The organism is Promicromonospora noduliphila (genome assembly GCF_056951025.1).
In genome coordinates, this window is record NZ_CM167806.1 from 2,423,557 (window position 1) to 2,445,538 (window position 21,982).

Annotated in this window: 14 protein-coding genes and 1 tRNA gene; 11 read left to right on the forward strand and 4 right to left on the reverse strand. The window is 72.3% G+C overall.

The features are described from left to right. The first annotated feature begins 28 nt into the window (after positions 1–28). The 4 genes from gltB to AC0QU1_RS10685 all read left to right on the forward strand — a co-directional run bounded on the left by gltB (position 29) and on the right by AC0QU1_RS10685 (position 9,411). Complete coding sequence (gene gltB, locus AC0QU1_RS10670; RefSeq protein WP_483576355.1) at positions 29–4,612, forward strand: glutamate synthase large subunit; 4,584 nt, start codon at positions 29–31, stop codon at positions 4,610–4,612. Then, complete coding sequence (locus AC0QU1_RS10675) at positions 4,605–6,083, forward strand: glutamate synthase subunit beta (protein ID WP_483576356.1); 1,479 nt, start codon at positions 4,605–4,607, stop codon at positions 6,081–6,083. The genes gltB and AC0QU1_RS10675 overlap by 8 nt, the downstream gene beginning before the upstream one ends. Before the next feature lie 71 nt (positions 6,084–6,154). Next, positions 6,155–7,588, forward strand: a complete 1,434-nt coding sequence (gene pyk / locus AC0QU1_RS10680; RefSeq protein ID WP_483576357.1) for a pyruvate kinase — start codon at positions 6,155–6,157, stop codon at positions 7,586–7,588. 152 nt (positions 7,589–7,740) lie between these two features. After that, entirely contained in the window at positions 7,741–9,411 is a 1,671-nt protein-coding gene (locus AC0QU1_RS10685) for a RyR domain-containing protein (RefSeq protein ID WP_483576358.1), read from the forward strand. Positions 9,412–9,451: 40 nt separating this feature from the next. On the opposite strand, the gene AC0QU1_RS10690 is transcribed toward AC0QU1_RS10685, so the two are convergent. Continuing rightward, positions 9,452–9,535, reverse strand: a tRNA-Leu gene (locus tag AC0QU1_RS10690). A 133-nt stretch (positions 9,536–9,668) separates the two neighbouring features. Between AC0QU1_RS10690 and AC0QU1_RS10695 the strand changes: the two genes are divergently transcribed. Both AC0QU1_RS10695 and AC0QU1_RS10700 read left to right on the forward strand, forming a co-directional pair. Next, entirely contained in the window at positions 9,669–10,277 is a 609-nt protein-coding gene (locus AC0QU1_RS10695; RefSeq protein WP_483576669.1) for an ANTAR domain-containing response regulator, read from the forward strand. Positions 10,278–10,409: 132 nt separating this feature from the next. Continuing rightward, positions 10,410–11,060 carry a GNAT family N-acetyltransferase gene (locus tag AC0QU1_RS10700; protein WP_483576359.1) on the forward strand — a complete coding sequence of 217 codons (651 nt, stop codon included), beginning with the start codon at positions 10,410–10,412 and terminating at the stop codon, positions 11,058–11,060. A gap of 31 nt (positions 11,061–11,091) precedes the next feature. On the opposite strand, the gene AC0QU1_RS10705 is transcribed toward AC0QU1_RS10700, so the two are convergent. Beyond that, entirely contained in the window at positions 11,092–11,532 is a 441-nt protein-coding gene (locus AC0QU1_RS10705) for a PaaI family thioesterase (protein WP_483576360.1), read from the reverse strand. A gap of 7 nt (positions 11,533–11,539) precedes the next feature. Here AC0QU1_RS10705 and polA point away from each other — a divergent pair, with 7 nt between their 5' ends. Beyond that, positions 11,540–14,269 carry a DNA polymerase I gene (polA, locus tag AC0QU1_RS10710; protein WP_483576361.1) on the forward strand — a complete coding sequence of 910 codons (2,730 nt, stop codon included), beginning with the start codon at positions 11,540–11,542 and terminating at the stop codon, positions 14,267–14,269. A gap of 103 nt (positions 14,270–14,372) precedes the next feature. Here polA and AC0QU1_RS10715 read toward each other — a convergent pair whose 3' ends face one another. Then, positions 14,373–15,308: a type IV toxin-antitoxin system AbiEi family antitoxin domain-containing protein gene (locus tag AC0QU1_RS10715; RefSeq protein ID WP_483576362.1), complete on the reverse strand. Its 936-nt coding sequence runs from the start codon at positions 15,306–15,308 to the stop codon at positions 14,373–14,375. 184 nt (positions 15,309–15,492) lie between these two features. Then, entirely contained in the window at positions 15,493–16,293 is an 801-nt protein-coding gene (locus AC0QU1_RS10720) for a class I SAM-dependent methyltransferase (protein ID WP_483576363.1), read from the reverse strand. 194 nt (positions 16,294–16,487) lie between these two features. Here AC0QU1_RS10720 and AC0QU1_RS10725 point away from each other — a divergent pair, with 194 nt between their 5' ends. The 4 genes from AC0QU1_RS10725 to AC0QU1_RS10740 all read left to right on the forward strand — a co-directional run bounded on the left by AC0QU1_RS10725 (position 16,488) and on the right by AC0QU1_RS10740 (position 21,970). Beyond that, positions 16,488–18,134, forward strand: a complete 1,647-nt coding sequence (locus tag AC0QU1_RS10725; protein WP_483576364.1) for an ABC transporter substrate-binding protein — start codon at positions 16,488–16,490, stop codon at positions 18,132–18,134. A gap of 127 nt (positions 18,135–18,261) precedes the next feature. Then, the gene (locus tag AC0QU1_RS10730) at positions 18,262–19,269 is read left to right on the forward strand and encodes an ABC transporter permease (protein WP_483576365.1); all 1,008 of its coding nucleotides are present in this window, start codon (positions 18,262–18,264) and stop codon (positions 19,267–19,269) included. Continuing rightward, entirely contained in the window at positions 19,266–20,228 is a 963-nt protein-coding gene (locus tag AC0QU1_RS10735) for an ABC transporter permease (RefSeq protein ID WP_483576366.1), read from the forward strand. Before AC0QU1_RS10730 ends, AC0QU1_RS10735 begins: the two co-directional genes overlap by 4 nt. Continuing rightward, positions 20,225–21,970, forward strand: a complete 1,746-nt coding sequence (locus tag AC0QU1_RS10740) for a dipeptide ABC transporter ATP-binding protein (protein ID WP_483576367.1) — start codon at positions 20,225–20,227, stop codon at positions 21,968–21,970. The genes AC0QU1_RS10735 and AC0QU1_RS10740 overlap by 4 nt, the downstream gene beginning before the upstream one ends. Positions 21,971–21,982: the final 12 nt, after the last annotated feature.

Sequence of the window (21,982 nt, forward strand, 5' to 3'; positions counted from 1 at the left end):
GGCCACGGCCGGGTGCCTGTGAGGACCCATGACCAAGCCGTTGCCGACACAGAGGGTTGGGCTGCCCGCGCAGACGTTTGAAGGCGGACTGTACGACCCGGCGGCCGAGCACGACGCGTGCGGCGTCGCCTTCGTGGCGACCCTGCGCGGCACGCCCGGGCGCGACATCGTCGATGCCGGGCTGACCGCCCTGCTGAACCTTGACCACCGCGGTGCGGTGGGCGCGGAGGAGGACAGCGGCGACGGCGCCGGCATCCTCACCCAGATCCCTGACGCGTTCATCCGCGACGTCGTGGGCGTCGACCTGCCGCCCGCGGGCAGGTACGCCATCGGCACGGCGTTCCTGCCCACCGACGACGCCGAGCGGGACGCCGTCGTGCGCCGCGTGGAGGCCCTGGCCGCCGAGGAGAAGCTCGACGTGCTGGCCTGGCGCGACGTCCCGGTGGACGCGGGGATCGTCGGCCCGACGGCGCGCGCCTCGATGCCGGTGTTCCGGCAGATCGTCGTGGCCGACCCGTCCGGCGGCCTGTCCGGCATCGACCTGGACCGGCGCTGCTACCGGCTGCGCAAGCGCGCCGAGAACGAGGTGGGGCTGTACTTCGCCTCGCTCAGCGCCCGCACCCTGACCTACAAGGGAATGCTGACCACCGCGCAGCTCGAGCCGTTCTTCCCCGACCTGTCCGACCCGCGGTACGCCACGGAGCTCGCGCTCGTCCACTCGCGGTTCTCCACCAACACGTTCCCGTCCTGGCCGCTGGCCCAGCCGTTCCGGCTGCTGGCCCACAACGGCGAGATCAACACCGTGCGCGGCAACCGCAACTGGGTGGCGGCGCGCGAGGGCACCATGCGGTCCGACCTGCTCGGCGACCTGGAGGCGCTGCAGCCCGTGTGCTCGCCGGGGGCGAGCGACTCGGCGAGCTTCGACGAGGTGCTGGAGCTGCTACACCTGAGCGGCCGCTCCCTGCCGCACGCCGTGCTGATGATGGTGCCGGAGGCCTGGGAGAACAACCTGGGCATGGACCCGGCGCTGCGGTCCTTCTACGAGTACAACGCCAACCTCATCGAGCCGTGGGACGGCCCCGCCTCCCTCACGTTCACCGACGGCACCCTGATCGGGGCAGTGCTGGACCGCAACGGCCTGCGCCCCGGCCGCTGGTGGGTCACCGAGGACGGCCTGGTCGTGCTGGCCTCGGAGGCCGGCGTGCTCGACATCGACCCGGCCACCGTGGTCCGCAAGGGCCGCCTGGAGCCTGGCAAGATGTTCCTCGTGGACACCGGCTCGGGCCGGATCGTCGAGGACGAGGAGGTCAAGGCAGGCCTCGCGGCGATGCACCCGTACGGCGACTGGATCCGCGAGTACTCGATCCACCTCGACGAGCTGCCCGACCGCGAGCACGTGGCGCACAGCCCCGCGTCGGTCCGCCGTCGGCAGCGGGCCTTCGGGTACACCGAGGAGGAGCTCAAGATCATCCTGTCGCCGATGGCGACTACCGGCGGGGAACCGCTCGGCGCCATGGGCTCCGACACGCCCGTCGCCGTGCTCTCGCAGCGCCCGCGGCTCCTGTTCGACTACTTCACGCAGATGTTCGCGCAGGTCACCAACCCGCCGCTGGACGCGATCCGCGAAGAGCTCGTCACCGCCATCGGCAGCGCCATCGGGCCGGAGCCCAACCTCCTGGCCGACCTGCCGGAGCACGCCCGCAAGCTCGTGCTCGGCTTCCCGGTGCTGGACAACGACCAGCTCGCCAAGATCGTGCACGTCGAGCGCGACCGCGAGCTGGAGGGCGTGTTCCACGCCGAGACGATCCAGGGCCTGTACGACGTCTCCGGCGGCGGCGCCGCGCTGCTCGCGCGGCTGGAGGCGATCTTCGCCGAGGTCGACCGGTACGTCGAGGAGGGCGTCAGCTTCCTCGTGCTGTCGGACCGCGACGCCAACTCCGAGCTCGCGCCCATCCCGTCCCTGCTGCTGACCAGCGCCGTGCACCACCACCTGGTGCGCAAGCACACCCGCAACCGGGTGTCGCTCGTGGTCGAGGCCGGCGACGTGCGCGAGGTGCACCACGTGGCGCTGCTCATCGGCTACGGCGCCGCCGCCATCAACCCGTACCTCGCGATGGAGACGGTCGAGGACCTGGCCCTGCGCGGCTACCTCGACGTGAGCCCGGAGAAGGCCGTCGCCAACCTCATCAAGGCGCTCGGCAAGGGCGTGCTCAAGGTGATGTCCAAGATGGGCATCTCCACGCTCATGTCCTACCGCGGCGCCCAGATCTTCGAGGCCATCGGCCTGTCCCACGACCTGGTCGAGGACTACTTCACCGGCACCACCTCGCGGCTCGGCGGCATCGGCCTCGACGTCATCGCGGCGGAGGTGGCGGCCAGGCACGCGGAGGCGTACCCGCCGTCGGGCAACAAGAAGCCGGGCGAGCGCCTCACCACGGGCGGCGAGTACCAGTGGCGGCGCGACGGCGAGGACCACCTGTTCGACCCGGAGACCGTGTTCCGCCTGCAGCACGCCACCCGGTCCGGCCGCATGGACGTCTTCCGGCAGTACACGCGGCGCGTGGACGAGCAGTCGCAGCGCCTCATGACGCTGCGCGGCCTGCTGCGCTTCAGCCCCGACCGCGAGCCCGTGCCGATCGACGAGGTCCAGCCGGTCAGCGAGATCGTCAAGCTGTTCAACACGGGCGCCATGTCCTACGGCTCCATCTCGGCCGAGGCGCACGAGACCCTCGCGATCGCGATGAACCGCCTCGGCGGCCGGTCGAACACGGGCGAGGGCGGCGAGGACCCCGACCGCCTGTACGACGACGAGCGGCGCTCGCGCGTCAAGCAGATCGCGTCGGGCCGGTTCGGCGTGACCTCGGAGTACCTGACGCAGGCCACGGACATCCAGATCAAGCTCGCCCAGGGCGCCAAGCCCGGCGAGGGTGGCCAGCTCCCCGGGCCCAAGGTCTACCCGTGGGTGGCCAAGACCCGGCACTCGACGCCGGGCGTCGGGCTGATCTCGCCGCCGCCGCACCACGACATCTACTCGATCGAGGACCTGGCGCAGCTCATCCACGACGCGAAGAACGCCAACCCGGATGCGCGGATCCACGTCAAGCTCGTCTCCGAGTTCGGCGTGGGCACGGTGGCCACCGGCGTGTCCAAGGCGCACGCCGACGTCGTGCTCATCTCCGGGCACGACGGCGGCACGGGCGCCTCGCCGCTCACGTCGCTCAAGCACGCGGGCACGCCGTGGGAGATCGGCCTGGCCGAGACCCAGCAGACGCTCGTGCTCAACGACCTGCGCGACCGCATCGTCGTCCAGGTCGACGGCCAGATGAAGACGGGCCGCGACGTGATCGTCGCCGCGCTGCTCGGGGCCGAGGAGTTCGGCTTCGCGACGGCGCCGATGGTGGTCTCGGGCTGCATCATGATGCGCGTCTGCCACCTGGACACGTGCCCCGTCGGCGTCGCGACGCAGAACCCCGAGCTGCGCAGCCGGTTCACCGGCAAGCCGGAGTTCGTCGTGAACTTCTTCGAGTTCGTCGCCCAGGAGGTGCGCGAGCACCTCGCGGCGCTCGGCTTCCGCAGCCTCCAGGAGGCCGTCGGCCAGGTGCAGGTGCTCGACACCCGCAAGGCCGTCGACCACTGGAAGGCCCAGGGGCTCGACCTGACGCCGGTGCTCGCGCGCCCGCAGGTCAAGGAGGGCTCGGCGCTGCGCCACACGACGGCGCAGGACCACGGCCTGGCCCGCGCGCTGGACAACCAGCTCATCGCGGCGGCGGCCCCGGCGCTGGGGACGGGCGAGCGTGTCCGGATCGAGCTGCCCGTGCGCAACGTGAACCGCACGGTCGGCACGATGCTCGGCCACGAGGTGACCAAGCGGTACAGGGGGCAGGGCCTGCCCGACGACACGATCGAGGTGGTCCTCACCGGGTCGGCCGGGCAGTCGTTCGGCGCGTTCGTGCCGCGCGGCATCACGCTGCGCCTGTTCGGCGACGCCAACGACTACGTCGGCAAGGGCCTGTCGGGCGGCCGCATCGCGGTGCGGCCCGACAAGGCGGCGGTGCTCGGCGGCTCCGACGTCATCGCGGGCAACGTGATCGGCTACGGCGCCACGTCCGGCGAGATCTACCTGCGTGGCCGCGTGGGGGAGCGGTTCGGCGTGCGCAACTCCGGTGCCACGCTCGTCGCGGAGGGCGTGGGCGACCATGCCTGCGAGTACATGACGGGCGGCACGGTGCTGGTGCTCGGGCCCACGGGCCGGAACGTCGGCGCCGGCATGTCCGGCGGCACGGCGTACTTCCTGGACCTGCGGGTCGCGCGCGTCAACCAGGCGGCGCTGGAGGCGGGCGAGCTCGCCGTCGCTGTCCTGGACGACGCCGACTGGGCGACGGTGCGCGGCCTGCTGGAGCGGCACCACGCCGAGACCGGCTCGGCCGTCGCGGCCGAGCTGCTCGCGGACCCCGAGGCGGCGCGCGGCCGGTTCAGCCGCCTGCTGCCCCCCGGCTGGGCGCGCGTGCGCCTGGCCCTGGCCGAGGCGGAGGCCGCCGGCACCGACATCTCGGGCACGTCCCAGTGGGACCCGTCCGTGTGGAACCAGATCATGGAGGTGGCACGTGGCTGACCCGAGAGGATTCCTCAAGGTGCGGGAGCGCGAGCTCCCGCCGAACCGGCCCGTCGAGGTGCGCCTGCGGGACTGGAAGGACACGCACGCCCACCGCACCGAGGGGCAGCCGTTCCTCAAGGAGCAGGCCGGCCGCTGCATGGACTGCGGCGTGCCGTTCTGCCACCAGGGCTGCCCGCTGGGCAACCTGATCCCGGACTGGAACGACCTGGTGTGGCGCGGGCAGTGGGCCGACGCGATCGACCGCCTGCACGCCACGAACAACTTCCCGGAGTTCACCGGGCGGGTGTGCCCGGCGCCGTGCGAGTCGTCCTGCGTGCTGAGCATCAACCAGCCCGCGGTGACCATCAAGAACGTCGAGGTGTCGATCATCGACGAGGCCTTCGCCCGCGGCCTGGTCACGCCGCACGTCCCGGAGCGGCTCACGGGCTCCACGGTGGCCGTCGTCGGCTCGGGCCCCGCGGGTCTCGCCGCCGCGCAGCAGCTCACGCGCGCCGGGCACACCGTCGTCGTCTACGAGCGGGACGACGCGATCGGCGGCCTGCTGCGCTACGGCATCCCGGACTTCAAGCTGGAGAAGCACCACATCGACCGCCGCCTGGCGCAGATGGAGGCCGAGGGCACGCGGTTCCGCCCCGGCGTCACCATCGGCGAGGACATCAGCTGGGACGCCCTGCGCCGCCGGTTCGACGCCGTCGTGGTCGCCACGGGCGCCACCGTGCCGCGCGACCTGCCCCTGCCGGGGCGGGACCTGGCCGGCATCCACTTCGCGATGGACTACCTGACCCCCGCCAACAAGGCGGTCGGCGCCGGCACCCCGGACGTGCTGCCCGACGGCGCGCCGTCGGCCGCCGGCAAGCACGTGGTCATCATCGGCGGCGGCGACACCGGCTCCGACTGCCTCGGCACCGCGCTGCGCCAGGGCGCCGCGAGCGTCACCACGCTCGCGATCGGCAAGAAGCCGCCGCTGGAGCGCCCGGCGAACCAGCCGTGGCCGACCGACCCGATCCTGTTCGAGGTCTCGACGTCCCACGAGGAGGGCGGCGAGCGCACCTACCTCGCGTCCACGGTGGAGTTCCTGCCGGACGCCGAGGGCCGGGTCCGGGCGCTCAAGGTCGCCGAGACCGAGTACCTGCCCGACGGCCGCCGCGTGCCCACGCCCGGCACGGAGCGCGAGATCCCCGCCGACCTCGTGCTGGTGGCCATGGGCTTCACCGGCCCGGAGACCGGTGTGCTCGAGGAGCAGACCGGCATCGAGGTCACCGAGCGCGGCCTGGTGGCCCGCGGCGACGACTACGCAGCTAGTCTGCCTGGCGTGTTCGTGGCCGGCGACGCCGGCCGCGGGCAGTCCCTCATCGTGTGGGCCATCGCGGAGGGCCGTGCCGCGGCCGCCGCGGCCGACACCTACCTCCAGGGCAGCACGGAGCTGCCCGCCCCGGTGCGCCCGCGCACGCTCGCACTGCGATCGTGACGCGAGAACCCGTCCGGGAGTTGTACACCCCCACAGGGCGCCGCGGCGCCCACCATGCCTAGGCTGGAGACATGCGCAGAGCCAAGATCGTGTGCACCATCGGACCCGCCACGGAGAGCCCCGAGAAGCTTCGGGAACTCGTAGACGCCGGCATGAACGTGGCGCGGATCAACCGCAGCCACGGCGAGCAGGAGGCGCACGCGGCGGTCTACCGGCACGTACGAGAGGCCGCCAAGGCGGCAGGGAAGTCGGTGGCCGTACTCGTCGACCTGCAGGGCCCCAAGATCCGGCTCGGCCGGTTCGCCGGGGACGAGAAGCACTTCCTGAACAAGGGCGACACGTTCACCATCACGACCGAGGACATCCTCGGCAACCGGGAGATCGTGTCGACCACCCACAAGGGCCTGGCCCAGGACGCCAAGGTCGGCGACCCGCTGCTGATCGACGACGGCAAGGTGCGCGTGCGCGTCACCGCCGTCGAGGGCCCGCGCGTCATCACCGAGGTCGAGGTCCCCGGCCCCGTCTCGAACAACAAGGGCATCAACCTGCCCGGCGTCGCCGTGTCCGTGCCTGCCCTGTCCGACAAGGACGAGGACGACCTGCGCTGGGCGCTCAACCTGGGCGCCGACTTCATCGCGCTGTCGTTCGTGCGGTCCGCCAAGGACTACGAGGACGTGCGCCGGGTGATGGAGGAGGAGGGCCGCACGGTCCCCGTCATCGCCAAGATCGAGAAGCCGCAGGCCGTGGAGAACCTCGCCGAGGTGATCGCGGCGTTCGACGGCGTCATGGTGGCGCGCGGCGACCTCGCGGTCGAGATGCCGCTGGAGCAGGTGCCGCTCGTGCAGAAGCGCATCGTCGAGCTGGCGCGGCGCAACGCCAAGCCGGTCATCGTGGCCACGCAGGTGCTCGAGTCGATGACGACGTCGCCCACGCCGACCCGTGCCGAGGCCTCCGACTGCGCCAACGCCGTGCTCGACGGCGCCGACGCGGTCATGCTGTCCGGCGAGACTTCGGTGGGCGACTACCCGATCATCACGGTGCAGACCATGGCCCGGATCATCGAGGCCACCGAGGAGGCCGGCCGGGAGCGCATCGCCCCGCTCGGCTCCACGCCGCACACCCGCGGTGGCGCCATCACGCGGGCCGCCGCCGAGATCGGCGAGACGCTCGGGGTGAAGTACCTGGTGACGTTCACGCAGTCGGGCGACTCCGCGCGCCGGATGTCCCGCCTGCGGTCGTCGATCCCGCTGCTCGCCTTCACCCCGGAGCAGCACGTGGCCAACACGCTGGCGCTGACCTGGGGCACCACCGAGTACCTGGTGCCGAAGGTGGAGAACGTCGACGCGATGGTCGACCAGGTGGACCTGACCCTCCAGGACCAGGGCCTGGCCGACAAGGGCGACCTGGTCGTCGTGGTCTCGGGTGCGCCGGTCGGCGTCCCCGGCACGACCAACTCGATCCTGGTGCACCGGATCGGTTCGCACACCGACCGCCGCAGCTCCTGACTTCCCCTGCCTCACCAGGTGGGGCCGCCCTGCCCTGACCGACGCTTCCGGGAGCCGTAACCACCCGAGTTACGGCTCCCGGAAGCGTGTTGAACGTCGGTCAGCGCGCGGTGGCCGGGGGCAGGGGGCGAGATGTCGCTATTGTTCCGGGCGTGACTCGCGCTTCCTTCCCCTGGGGCCGCTTCGGCTTCGCCCTCCTCGTGGCGGTCTCGCTCGGCCTCGGCTGGTGGGGCCTCCTGCTCGACACCACGCACGTGCCCGGCCGCACCTGGTACGACGTCGTCTACCACGACCTGCAGCTCTTCGTGATGGGCGCCGACCCGGCCAGCGGGGGCGGCGAGCTCTCCTGGCAGCTCCAGGTGGCACGGTTCCTCGCGCCCGGCACCGCGGTCTACGCCCTGTTCGAGGCGGCGCGCGTCCTGTTCACCGGCGAGATCCGCCGGTTCAGGGACCGGCGCGCGCGGGGCCACGCCGTCGTCGTCGGGCAGACGGACGCCGCGGACACCGTGGCCGCCGCGCTGGAGGCGGCGGGCCACCGGGTGCTGCGCACGGCCGACGCGGCGGGGCTCGGCGACGTCGGCCTCGCCGGCGCGACCGTCCTGTACGCGTGCGGCGACGACACCGTGGACGCCACGGCCAACGTGCTCACCGTCGCCGAGGCGGAGCACGCCGTCCGCCGCGCCGGGCGTGGGCCCGACCGGCTGTACGCCCACGTCAGCGACCCCGACCTCGGCATAGCGCTCCAGGCGCGGCACCTGAGCTGCGCCGAGCCGGGCGTCGACTTCTTCACGCTGTCGGTGATCGCCGCGCAGTCGCTCGCGGTGCGCGAGGTGCGGCGCATCGCGGCCGTGCCCGGCGCGCCCGCCCCGGTGACCCGCCTCGCCGTGCTCGGCTCGGGCGAGTTCGCCAAGGCCCTCGTGGTGGGCATGGCTCGGGAGTGGGAGCTCGCGAGCGACGGCGCACGGCTGGCGGTCGACCTCGTGGCGGACGACGCCGAGCGGGTGGCCGAGGAACTGCGCGCCCGGTGGTCGCCGGTGGCCGAGAAGATCGAGCTGCGGGCGGTCGCGGGGCTCACCGCCTGGGACGCCGGCGTGCCGGACACCACGTACGTGTGCCATGCCGACGAGGGCCGGTCCCTGCGGGTGGCCCTCACCGCCACCCGGCTGTGGCACGGCGGCCCCGGGTCGCTGGTCCTCCTGCTCGACGGCCTGGCGGGGCTGACCGGCGCCTTCGGCACGGAGGCGTCCCGGGTGCTCGACGACCTCGACGGGCGGCTGCGCACCGTGACCATGCGGGACCTGCTCGCCGACGTCGAGCGCGAGGAGGCCAGGGCGCACGCCGACCTGTACGAGCGGATCGCGCGCGCCGTGCACCACGTGTACCTGCGCAACCAGCTCGAACGCGGCGTCGCGTGGGGCGAGGTGCCCGCCATGGTGCGCTGGGAGGAGCTGTCCGAGGACCTGCGGGCCTCGAACCGGGGCTGGGTCGTCGGGCTGCCCGCCCGGCTGGCCCGGATGGGTGCGACGATCGCGCCGCGCGACGGCGCCCCCACCGTGGTGTTCGAGGGTGCGGAGCTGGACCGGCTGGCCGAGGCGGAGCACGAGCTCTGGGAGTCCGTGCGGGTGGCGCAGGGCTGGCGCAGCGGTCCGGTGCGGGACGACGCCGCCAAGGTGCACCCGCTGATCGGCGTGCCGTGGTCCGAGCTGTCCGAGGACAACCGGGACAAGGACCGCGACGTGGTGCGGCTCCTGCCCGAGATCCTCGCGGAGTTCGGGCTGGAGGTCGTGCGCTACGCCGACAGCCCGGCGCTGGCCGAGGTCTGACCGCCACCCGAGGTCTGATCGCAGCCTCGGGCGGCTCGTGTGCCGGGTGTGGGACTCGAACCCACACGCCCTCGCGGGCAGCGCTTTTTGAGAGCGCCGCGTCTGCCTGTTCCGCCAACCCGGCCTAGGTCATCGAACATGACCCCGGCGGACATCGAACCACACCGCCCGGCTGGGTCCCAAGCCCGGGCGCGCAACGTAAGATGTTCCCCGTGACCGACGAGAAGACCGAGAAGCTTTCGCTGGATCTGCCCCCGATGATCGACGCCGAGCCGGAGGCCGCTCCCGCCAGCCCGTCCCGCCGCGCCGTCGTGGCGGAGGACGAGGCGCTGATCCGCATGGACGTGGTGGAGACCCTGCGCGAGGCAGGGTTCGAGGTGGTAGGGGAGGCCGGCGACGGCGAGACCGCCGTCAACCTGGCGATCGAGCTGAAGCCCGACGTCGTGGTGATGGACGTCAAGATGCCCGAGCTGGACGGCATCTCCGCCGCCGAGCGCATCGGCAAGGCCCACGCGGCCCCCGTGGTGCTGCTCACGGCGTTCTCGCAGACCGAGCTGGTCGAGCGGGCCCGCGACGCCGGCGCCATGGCGTACGTCGTCAAGCCGTTCACCCCGGCCGACCTGCTGCCCGCCGTCGAGATCGCGATCTCGCGCTACTCGCAGATCGGCGCGCTGGAGGCCGAGGTCGCCGACCTCACCGAACGCTTCGAGACCCGCAAGCGCGTGGACCGCGCCAAGGGCCTGCTGATGACGAAGATGGGGCTGTCGGAGCCCGAGTCGTTCCGCTGGATCCAGAAGACGTCGATGGACCGCCGTCTCACCATGCGCGAGGTCGCCGACGCGGTGATCGAGCAGGTCGGCGCCTGAGCGTGACGCATACCGCACTCCGGTGCGGGTGAAATTGCCGGTTGCGTGTTTTCTGTCGCCCGGGGTCAGGACTAGTGTCTGCGCTCAGCCGGCCCTGACCTCCGGACCCCAGATCCCCGGGAGGAGATAGACATGCGCACCGTGCTCGACATACACCCGGCGCGCTCGGACGAGCTGCCCGCCCTCGCTGCGCTGGCCGTCGAGGCGCGCGACGACTCGCCCGCCGGGGCACAGCTCGGCGCCCAGGAGACCGACCGCCTGCTGGAGCACCTCAGCGTGCTGCTCTCGGCGGGTGGGCACGTGCTGGTCGCCGAGCAGGACGGACGGGTCGTGGGGGTCGTGCTCGGCCGGGTGGTGGCGGCCTATCTCTTCGCCCAGCACGCGAGCCTGTACCTCGACATGCTGTACGTCGCGCCGCGGGCCCGCCGCCACGGCGTCGGGCACGCGCTGCTGCGGGCCGCCGCCGACCTCGCGGCCGAGCACGACTGCCACGACATCTACTCGGCGCCTGTGCCGGGCAACCGCGGCGTCCAGCGCTTCCTCGCCCGCCTCGGGTTCGCCCCGGCCGCCGGGCACCGCGTGGCGTCCGTCGCCGCGCTCCAGCGCCGCCTCGCGGCGGAGGCGACGGCGCGCGACGGCCGCCGGTTCAACCCCCGGGGCGGTATCGAGGACCTCATCGCGCGCCGCCGGCGGGCCCGGTCCGTCATGGAGTCCGGGCCCATCGACATGCGGACCGTGGGCGGCGGGGCGCCGTCCCGCCGGCATCCGGCCAAGGCCGGCTGAGCCGGGGCGGGCCTGGCCGGACCCCTCGGGGCTACCCGAGGATCATGCACGTCAGACGCGCCGTGCACACCCGCTTGCCCGCGTCGTCGGTGATGACAATCTCGTAGGACGCCGTCGTGCGGCCCAGGTGGATCGCCGTCGCCGTACCCGTGACGTGCCCCTCGCGGGCCCCGCGGTGGTGGGTGGCGCTCACCTCGATGCCCACGGCGTTCCGGTCCGGCCCCGCGTGCACCTGCGCCGCGAGCGAGCCGAGCGTCTCGGCCAGCACCACGGAGGCGCCGCCGTGCAGCAGCCCGGCGGGCTGGGTGTTGCCCTTGACCGGGATGCGCCCGACCGCGCGGTCCGGCGCGAGCTCCAGGAGCTCCATCTCCATGCGCTCGAAGAGGGTGCCTGCCGTGTCGGTGCTCGCGTAGATCGACTTCCAGTCGATTCCGGCCCCTGAGGGCGTCGCGGAAGGGCTCGTGTCAGTCATGCGGGCTATGTTGTCAGGCGTGACCTCCACCGCGCCAAGCCGTACTCCGGGCACGCCGCTCCCGGGCCGCCCCCGCCTCCTGCTGATCGACGGCCACTCCATGGCCTACCGGGCGTTCTACGCGCTGCCCGACACCCTCGCGACCAGCTCAGGACAGATCACGAACGCCGTGTACGGCTTCACGTCGATGCTGACGAACCTGCTGCGGGACGAGCAGCCCACCCACATGGCCGTCGCGTTCGACGCCGGCCGGGTCACCTTCCGCACCGAGCGGTTCCCGCAGTACAAGGGCACGCGGGACGCGACGCCCGACGCGTTCAAGGGGCAGGTGCCGCTCATCAAGGAGGTGCTGGACGCCCTGCGGATCCCCTCCATCGAGCTGGCCGGGATCGAGGCGGACGACATCCTCGCGACGTTCGCGACGCAGGCCAAGCAGTTCGGCATGGACGTGCTGGTGTGCTCCGGCGACCGGGACACGCTGCAGCTCGTCAACGGCGACGTCACCGTCCTGTACCCCAAGAAGGGCGTGTCCGAGCTGACTCGGATGGACCCGGCGGCCGTCGAGGCGAAGTACGGCGTGCCGCCGGAGCGGTACCCCGACCTCGCGGCGCTCGTCGGCGAGACCAGCGACAACCTGCCGGGCGTGCCCGGCGTCGGGCCCAAGACCGCCGCCAAGTGGATCACCGCGCACGGCGGCCTCGACGGCCTCCTGGCCGCCGCCGGCGAGATCAGGGGCAAGGCCGGCGAGAGCCTGCGCGAGCACCTCGACCAGGTCCGGGTCAACCGCGAGCTCAACGCCCTGCTGACCGACGTAGAGCTGCCGCTCGGCGTGGCCGACCTCGCCCTGGAGGGCTTCGACCGGGCCGCGGTGCACCTCGTCTCGGACACCCTGCAGTTCGGACAGCTCCGCGACCGGCTGCTCGCCGTCGACCCGTCGGGCACCGCGGCGGAGGAGACGGCCGGCGGCGCCGCCGTCGAGCTCGACCTGGCCGACGTCGCCCCGGGCGCCCTCGGCGCCTGGCTCGCCGCCCGCACGGGGCGCGTGGGCGTGGAGGTCGCGGGCAAGGCCGTGCCGGGCGGCGGGGACGCCTGGGCGGTGGCCGTCGCGGAGCCGGCGGGCGAGGCCGTCTACCTCGACCTCACGCAGCTCGGGCCCGACGACGAGAAGGCGCTCGCGGCCTGGCTCGCCGACGCGGGCGCGCCCAAGGTGCTGCACGGGGCCAAGGCCGCGGCGCACATGCTCGCCGCGCGCGGCATGGACCTGGAGGGCGTCGTGTTCGACACCGAGCTCGCGGCCTACCTGTGCTACCCGGACCAGCGCGGTTACGACCTGGGCGACCTCGCCGTGCGGCACATCGGCCGGGAGCTCAAGGTCGCGGAGCCCGAGGGTGCGCAGGGCGCGCTCGACCTCTCGCTCGAAGGAGAGCCGGAGGGGCAGGCGGAGGCCGTGCGCGCCCAGGGCGTCGCCGAGCTCGCGACGGCGCTGGAGGGTGAGCTCGCCGACCGGGACGCCACGCACCTGCTGGACGACGTCGAGCTGCCGCTGTCGGGCGTCCTTGCGCGCATGGAGCGCACCGGCATCTCCGCCGACACCGAGTACCTGACCGGCCTGGAGGCCCAGTTCGCGCAGGGCGTGGCCGACGCGGCGGCGGCCGCGTACGACGTGATCGGCCGGGAGGTGAACCTCGGCAGCCCCAAGCAGCTCCAGGAGGTCCTGTTCGACCAGCTCGGTATGCCCAAGACCAAGAAGATCAAGACCGGGTACACCACCGACGCGGCGAGCCTGCAGGACCTGTTCGTCAAGACGGAGCACCCGTTCCTCGCCCACCTGCTGGCTCACCGCGACGTGTCGCGCCTGCGGGTCACGGTGGAGGGCCTGCTGAAGTCGGTGGCGACGGACGGCCGCATCCACACCACGTTCCAGCAGACCATCGCCGCGACGGGCCGCCTGAGCTCGACCGACCCGAACCTGCAGAACATTCCGATCCGCACCGAGGCGGGCCGGCAGATCCGCCGGGCGTTCCGGGTGGGCGAGGGCTACGAGTCGCTGCTGACCGCCGACTACAGCCAGATCGAGATGCGGATCATGGCCCACCTGTCGGGCGACGAGGGCCTGATCGCCGCGTTCAACTCGGGCGAGGACCTGCACCGGTACGTGGGCTCCCGGGTGTTCGAGGTGGCGCCCGCCGACGTGACGCCGGACATGCGCTCCAAGATCAAGGCGATGTCGTACGGCCTGGCCTACGGCCTCAGCGCGTTCGGCCTGTCCCAGCAGCTGGGCATCGCCACCAGCGAGGCGCAGACGCTGATGGACGACTACTTCGAGCGGTTCGGTGGCGTGCGCGACTACCTCTCGGGCGTGGTGGAGGAGGCGCGCGCCACCGGGTACACCGCGACGATCCTCGGCCGGCGCCGCTACCTGCCCGACCTCACGAGCGACAACCGGCAGCGCCGGCAGATGGCGGAGCGCATGGCGCTCAACGCGCCCATCCAGGGCAGCGCCGCCGACATCATCAAGCTCGCGATGCTCCGCGTGCAGCGGGAGCTCGACGCCCGCGGGCTCGCCTCCCGCCTGCTGCTGCAGGTGCACGACGAGCTCGTGCTCGAGGTCTCACCCGGCGAGCGCGAGGCGGCCGAGGAGGTGCTGCGCAGCGAGATGGGTTCCGCGTTCACCCTCGACGTCCCGCTCGACGTCTCGGTAGGCACGGGCGCCACCTGGCACGAGGCGGGCCACTAACCCTCCGCAACCCCGTTGAGATCTGGTGTTTGTGCTGAGATCTGGTGGCGCAACACCAGATCTCAGCACAAACACCAGATCTCACGGGCCGGCCGAGAGGGAGTTAGGCCGGTGGGAGGGTCGGGAGAGGGGTGAGGGGTGGGCGGTCGGCCGCAGGTGTCTCTCGGAGCACCCAGCGGATGATGTCCGTCTCCCGGTCGCGCGCGGTGATGCGGAGCAGGCTGCGGCCGGCCGCGCGGATGGCGTCCTCGCGTCGCTTCTCGCGGAAGCGCGCGGCATCGGCGTCGTACCCGGGGCGCAGAACGCCGTCCTGGTACTTGACGAACCCGTCGAACTCCAGCAGCGGCCCCCAGTTGTCCCAGCCGATGTCGGCGTGAAAGGTCCCGATGCGGGTCACGACGGGTACCTGGGTCCGGGGCCGCGGAAACCCAGCCCGCAGCAGCACGTACCGGGTCCTGGTCTCCCACGGCGACTGCGCCCCGCCGTCGGCCAGCTCGAGGACGAGGCGGGCCCTGCGGCGATGCCTGCGGTCGGCGCGGGCCTCCAGCCCTGCGGCCAGGTCTTCCCGCCGGACACCCCGTGCGAGCGCCCAGTCCGCGAGGACCAAGCCGTTGAGCGGCGGTAGCGTCGTCAGGCAGTCGAGAACCGTGCGAACGAGGGACGTGACGGGTACGTCGCCGAGGGTGACCACGTCGTCGTCGGACAAGGCGCTGCGGTGCCGGACGACGTCAGGGGCCGCATCGGCCTTCGCGCCGTAACGCTGGATCAGGTGGACCCGTCGCGGCACCTCCCACAAGGGACCCCCGTGGAGCAGCGCGGCGCTCTCATGGCTGACGACGTGGTGCGCCGTGAGCTGGCGGTGCACCGCGACGACCGTCTGCTCGGCCCGACGCCGTGCCCGTGCCGCAGCGTGCAGGTGGTCCTCGCCCGGATCGACCGCGGTGTACGCGCCCCGGCGCAACCGCTCGACGTCGCGCGCGGCGAGGGCACGGCGCAGGGTCTCGTAGTCATGGTCACGGGCCAGCAAGATCTCGGGCATGCCACAAGCCTGAACCACCAACCCCAACCAAAACCCACCCCCGGCCATCTCCTGTGCACAACCCGAAAACTAAACCCCCCTGTGGTCGCCGGAACCCACTCGTTGAGATCTGGTGTTTGCGTTGAGATCTGGTGTTGCGCCACCAGATCTCAACGCAAACACCAGATCTCAACGAGCGGCGACCCTATCGGCGGGTCGTGACGAAGACCGCCGTGCCCGGGAGGTAGCGGCCGCGGGCCGGGCCCCAGCCGCCCCAGACCTGGTTGTTCCACTCCGGCCACTCGGGCTCGACCAGGTCGACCAGGCGCAGGCCCGCCGCGGCGACGTCGCGCACGTGGTCGCCGACGGTGCGGTGGTACTCGGCGTACAGGACCCGTCCCGCGGCGTCGGCCTCCACGTAGGGGCGCCGGTCGAAGTACGAGCGCGTCGCCGTCAGGCCGCGCAGCGACGGGTCGTCCGGGAAGGCCCACCGCAGGGGGTGGGTCACGGAGAACACCCAGCGGCCGCCGGGGCGCAGCACGCGCGCTGCCTCGCGGTGCACGCGGACGGCGTCGGGCACGAAGGGCAGGGCGCCGAAGGAGGTGAAGACGACGTCGAACGAGCCGTCCGCGAACGGCAGCGCCCGCGCGTCGGCCTGCACCCGCGGCACGACGACGCCGGTCGCGGCGTCGAGGCGGGCCGCACCGTCGAGCATGCCGGCCGAGTAGTCGGTGGCGACCGCCCGCGCCCCCTGGGTGACGAGCCAGCGCGAGCAGTGCGCCGCCCCGGCCCCGACCTCCAGGATGTCGCGGCCCGCGACGTCGCCCAGCAGGCCGGCCTCTGCCTCGGTCAGGCCCTCCGGGCCCCAGCGGAACCCGGCGTCGCCGAGGAACTCGCGGTGCTCGTCGAGATACTCGCCGGCGTTGGCGTCCCACCAGCTCCGGGCGGCGCCGCCGTCGTCGGACGCGTCGCGGTAGCCGAAGGACACGGGCTCGTCGTTGCTCACATGACCATCATCCCGCCCGTGAAGCGCGGGCCATCTACCACATACATAGCGGTAACAAAAGGGTCACGATTGGATTGCGAGTGCCGGAGCGAAATACGGAAGCAACGAAAGGGCTCCTAAGGTCGGGCGCAAACGTCTGCGCGCCGTCGTGCCCGAACCCGGACCCGCCGGTGCGCCCGAGGAAGGAGAGTGCCATGCGTCGACGCGCTTCGCGCCTCGCGGGCGGCGTCACCTTGGTGACCGCGGCCGCAGTTGCGCTGAGTGGTTGTGTCGCGAGCGAGCGGGACGCCGAGGGCAGCGGCGAGGAGAGCGGCAAGGACACGTTCGTGTTCGCCGCCTCGGCCGACCCCGGCTCGCTCGACCCGGCGTTCGCCAGCGACGGCGAGTCGTTCCGGGTCGCACGCCAGATCTTCGAGGGCCTCGTCGGGGTCGAGCCCGGCACCGCCGACCCGGCGCCGCTGCTGGCGGAGAGCTGGGACATCAGCGAGGACGGCCTGGAGTACACCTTCCACCTCAAGGAGGGCGTCACGTTCCACGACGGCACGGACTTCGACGCCGAGGCCGTGTGCTTCAACTTCGACCGCTGGGCCAACTGGACCGGCCTGGCCGCGTCGGAGTCGCTGTCCTACTACTACACGCACGTCTTCGGTGGTCAGGGCGAGAACGGCAAGTACGACTCGTGCGAGGCGGCCGACGCGGCCACCGCTGTCGTCACGCTGCGCAGCCCCCTGCCCGAGCTGATCCCCGCGCTCTCGCTGCCGTCGTTCTCCATGCAGTCGCCCACGGCGCTGGAGGAGTTCAACGCCGACGAGGTGGGCGGCGCCGAGGACGCGCCGGAGCTCTCCGAGTACGCCCTCGGGCACCCGGTCGGCACCGGCCCGTACACGTTCGAGGAGTGGAACACCGGCGAGTCGATCACGCTCAGCGCGTACGACGACTACTGGGGCGAGTTCGGCGACGTCCGGAACATCGTCTTCACGGTGATCGCCGAGGGCACCGCGCGCCGCCAGGCGCTCGAGGCCGGCGACATCGACGGCTACGACCTGGTCGCCCCCGCCGACGTCGACGCGCTCGCCCAGGCCGGCTACCAGATCCTGAACCGCGACCCCTTCAACATCCTGTACCTGGGCATGAACCAGCAGCAGGAGCCGCTGGACGACCCGCTGGTGCGCCAGGCGATCGCCCACGCGATCGACAAGGAGGCGCTGGTGCAGGCGGCGCTGCCCGAGGGCACGGAGGTCGCCACGCAGTTCGTCCCGTCGATCGTGTCCGGCTACAGCGAGGACGTCGCGACCTACGAGTTCGACCAGGACCGGGCGCGCGAGCTCCTGGCCGAGGCCGGGCAGGAGAACCTGGAGCTGGAGTTCAACTACCCGACCGACGTCTCGCGGCCGTACATGCCGGACGCCGCGGCGATCTACGAGGCCATCGCGGCCGACCTGGAGGAGGTCGGCATCACGGTGACGGCGACGCCGGAGCCGTGGAGCCCCACCTACCTCGACACCATCCAGGGCAGCGCGAACCACGGGCTGCACCTGCTGGGCTGGACGGGTGACTACAACGACACCTACAACTTCATCGGCACGTTCTTCGGCGCCGAGTCGGCCGAGTGGGGCTTCAACGACGAGGAGCTCTTCCAGAGCCTCAGCGACGCCCGCTACGCCGACCTCGACGAGCAGGAGGACCTGTACAAGGCCGCGAACGAGGCCGTGATGGAGTTCCTGCCCGGCGTGCCGCTGGCCAGCCCCGTGCCGTCGCTCGCGTTCACCGAGCAGGTCCAGGACTACCCGGTCTCGCCGGTCCAGGACGAGGTGTACAACGTCATCACGTTCTCGGAGTGAGGGAACACCAGTGACATACCTAGGGCGCCTGGCGCCTTAGGGTGAACTTCTCAGGTCGGGGCGCGGCACCTGCCGCGCCCCGACCGCTGTCCGTGCCGTTCAACGAGGAAACTTCCCGAGGATAGGTATGCTCCGCCTCATCGTGCAGCGGCTGCTGCTCCTGATACCGCTGCTCCTAGGGCTGTCGGTGCTGTTGTTCGCCTGGGTCCGGGCGCTGCCCGGCGGTCCGGCCACCGCCCTGCTGGGCGAGCGGGCCACGCCGGAGGCGGTCGCCCGGATCAACGCCCTGTACGGGTTCGACGAGCCGTTGTACGTCCAGTACTTCAAGTACCTGGGCCGCCTGCTGACCGGCGACTTCGGCGTCTCCACGCGCACGGGCCGCCCGGTGCTCGACGAGTTCCTGACCCGGTTCCCCGCGACGATCGAGCTGACCGTGGTGGCGTTGGTCATCGCGATCGGCATCGGCATACCGCTCGGCTACATCGCCGCCCGCCGGGCCGGCTCGTTCATCGACCACTCGTCGGTGGTCGTGTCGCTGATCGGCGTGACCGTGCCGGTGTTCTTCCTCGCGTTCATCCTGAAGTACCTCTTCGCCGTGGAGCTGGGCTGGTTCCCCTCCACCGGGCGCCAGGACCCGACGATGATCGCCACCCATCCGACCAACTTCTACGTGCTGGACGGCCTGCTCACCGCCGAGTGGGACGCGGCATGGGACGCGCTGGTGCACCTGATCCTGCCGGGCATCGCGCTCGGCTCCATCCCGCTCGCGATCGTGGCGCGCATGACCCGCGCCGCCGTGTCCGAGGTCCAGAACGCCGACTACGTGCGCACCGCCCGCGCCAAGGGCATCAAGCCCGCGCGGCTGCGCGGCGAGCACATCCTGCGCAACTCGATGCTCCCGGTGCTGACCACCATCGGCCTGCAGGTGGGCCTGCTGCTGTCGGGCGCGGTGCTCACCGAGACGGTGTTCGCGTTCAGCGGCATCGGCTCGTTCCTCGCCGAGGCCGTCTTCAACGCCGACTACCCGGTGATGCAGGGCTTCGTGCTGATGATCGCCGTCGTGTACGCCCTCGTGAACCTGCTCGTCGACGTGTCGTACGGGCTGATCGACCCCCGGCTGAGGAGGCAGCAGTGAGCGCCAACGAGCTTCCCGTGACCGGTGGCGCGGCCGCCGAGCCGCTCCACACCAGCATCCACGGCGACGGGCCCGGTGGCGAGGACCACGCGGGCGAGGGCGTGTGGGGTCGTGCCTGGCGCACGCTGCGCAGGAACCCCGTCGCGATCGCCGGCTTCGTCATCGTGGCGGTCTTCGTGCTGGTGGCGCTGCTCGCGCCGGTACTGGCCCCGTACGGCCCCAACGAGCTGCCGGGGCGCGCCGACGTGCGCCCGACGATGATCCCCGGGCCGTCGTCCGACTACCTGCTGGGGCTGGACCGCTACGGCGGCGACGTGCTGAGCAAGCTGATCTGGGGTGCGCGGGCCTCCCTGCTGGTGGGCGTGCTGTCCACGCTGTTCGGCCTGGCCGGCGGCATGGCGCTCGGCCTGCTCGCGGGCTGGTTCGGCAAGTGGGTCGACTTCGCGGCCATGCGCCTGGTGGACCTCATGCTGTCCGTGCCGTCGCTGCTGCTGGCGGTGTCGATCGCCGCGATCGCCGGCCAGTCGTCGATGTCGGTGATCATCGCCATCGGCGTCGTCCAGGTGCCGATCTTCGCCCGGCTGCTGCGCGGCTCGATGCTGGCGCAGCGCGGGCAGGACTACGTGCTGGCCGCCTCGGCGCTCGGCCTGAGCCGGCGCGCGGTGACGATGAGCCACGTGCTGCCCAACAGCATCGGCCCCGTCATCGTGCAGGCCACGCTGACCCTCGCCACGGCAGTGATCGAGGCTGCAGCGCTCTCCTTCCTCGGCCTGGGCGGCGGCGAGCCGTCGACGGCGGAGTGGGGCCGCATGCTGACGGCCGCGCAGCAGGAGCTGGCGGTGGCGCCGCGCCTGGCGATCCTGCCCGGCATCTGCATCGCCGTGACGGCCCTCGGCTTCACCCTCGTGGGCGAGAGCCTGCGCGAGGCCCTCGACCCCCGGAACAGGACCCGACGATGAGCGAGACCGCAGACATGAAGACCCCGGCCACCGCGCCCGGCTCGCCGGCCGACGACGTCGTCCTGCGCGTCGAGGACCTGTGCGTCGACTTCCGGACGGAGAACGGCGCGGCGCGCGCCGTGTCGAACGCGAGCCTGACCGTCGGCCGCGGCCAGACCGTCGCGATCGTGGGGGAGTCCGGCTCCGGCAAGACCACCCTCGCGATGGCGGTGCTGGGCCTGCTGGCGAACAACGGGTCGGTCGCCGACGGCCACATCTGGTTCAAGGGCGAGGACCTGGGCCACGTGTCCGCGCAGCGCATGGCGCAGCTCCGGGGCACGGAGCTGGGCCTCGTGCCGCAGGACCCGATGACCAACCTCGACCCGATCATGCGGATCGGGCAGCAGATCGACGAGGGCCTGATCGACAACGGCCTCCGGTCCCGGCGCGACGCGCGCACGCGCACGGTCGAGCTGCTCGACGAGGTGGGCCTGCCCGACGCCCGGCGCCGCGCCGGCCAGTACCCGCACGAGTTCTCCGGCGGCATGCGCCAGCGGGCGCTCATCGCCATGGGCCTGTCGGGCCGCCCGGCGCTGCTGGTGGCGGACGAGCCGACGTCGGCCCTGGACGTCACGGTGCAGCGCGGCATCCTGGACCAGCTCTCCGGGCTGACCGAGGAGCTGGGCACCGCCGTGCTGCTCATCACGCACGACCTCGGCCTGGCGGCCGAGCGCGCCGACACCGTCGTGGTGATGTACCACGGCGAGATCGTGGAGCAGGGTCCGGCCCGCCAGGTGCTCACGGCGCCACAGCACGACTACACCAAGCGGCTCATGGCCGCCGCCCCGTCGCTCGCCTCGCGCCGCATCGAGATCGCGCGCGAGCGCGGCCTGGAGGACGTGCTCGACGACGCCCTGCTCGCCCCCGGCGAGGAGGCGGCGGCGGACGGCGCGCCCGACTCCGACGTGCTGGTCTCCGTCAGGGACGTGAGCAAGGTCTTCGCCATCCGCGGCACCGGCCTGCTGTCCCGCAGCAAGGACTTCACGGCCGTCGACGGCGTGAGCCTCGACATCCCGCGCGGCTCGACCGTCGCCGTCGTGGGGGAGTCCGGCTCGGGCAAGTCGACCCTGGCCCGGATGATCCTCGACATCGAGAAGCCCACCTCCGGCACCATCACGTTCGACGGCGGCCTGGTGGGCGCGGGCGGGCACCGGGAGCAGATCGCCTACCGGCGCCGGGTGCAGCCCGTCTTCCAGGACCCGTACTCGTCGCTGGACCCGCTCTACTCGGTGTTCCGGGCGATCGAGGAGCCGCTGCGCGCCCACGACTACGGCGACGCGGCGGCCCGCCGGGCGCGCGTGGAGGAGCTCGCCGAGCAGGTGGCGCTCAGCAAGGGCCAGCTCCAGCGGTTCCCGGCCGAGCTGTCCGGCGGCCAGCGCCAGCGGGTGGCGATCGCCCGCGCGCTCGCGCTGTCGCCGGAGCTCGTGGTGTGCGACGAGGCGGTCTCGGCGCTCGACGTCGTGGTCCAGGCGCAGATCCTGCAGCTCCTGGCGCGGCTGCAGGAGGAGCTGGGGCTCACCTACCTCTTCATCACCCACGACCTCGCCGTCGTGCGGCAGATCGCGGACCGCGTGCTGGTGATGCAGCAGGGGCGGGTGGTCGAGGAGGGGACCGTCGACACGGTCTTCGACGCGCCGACCACCGACTACACGCGGGCGCTGCTGGACGCGATCCCTGGCAAGGACCTGGAGCTCGCCCTCTGAGCCCCAGCCCCC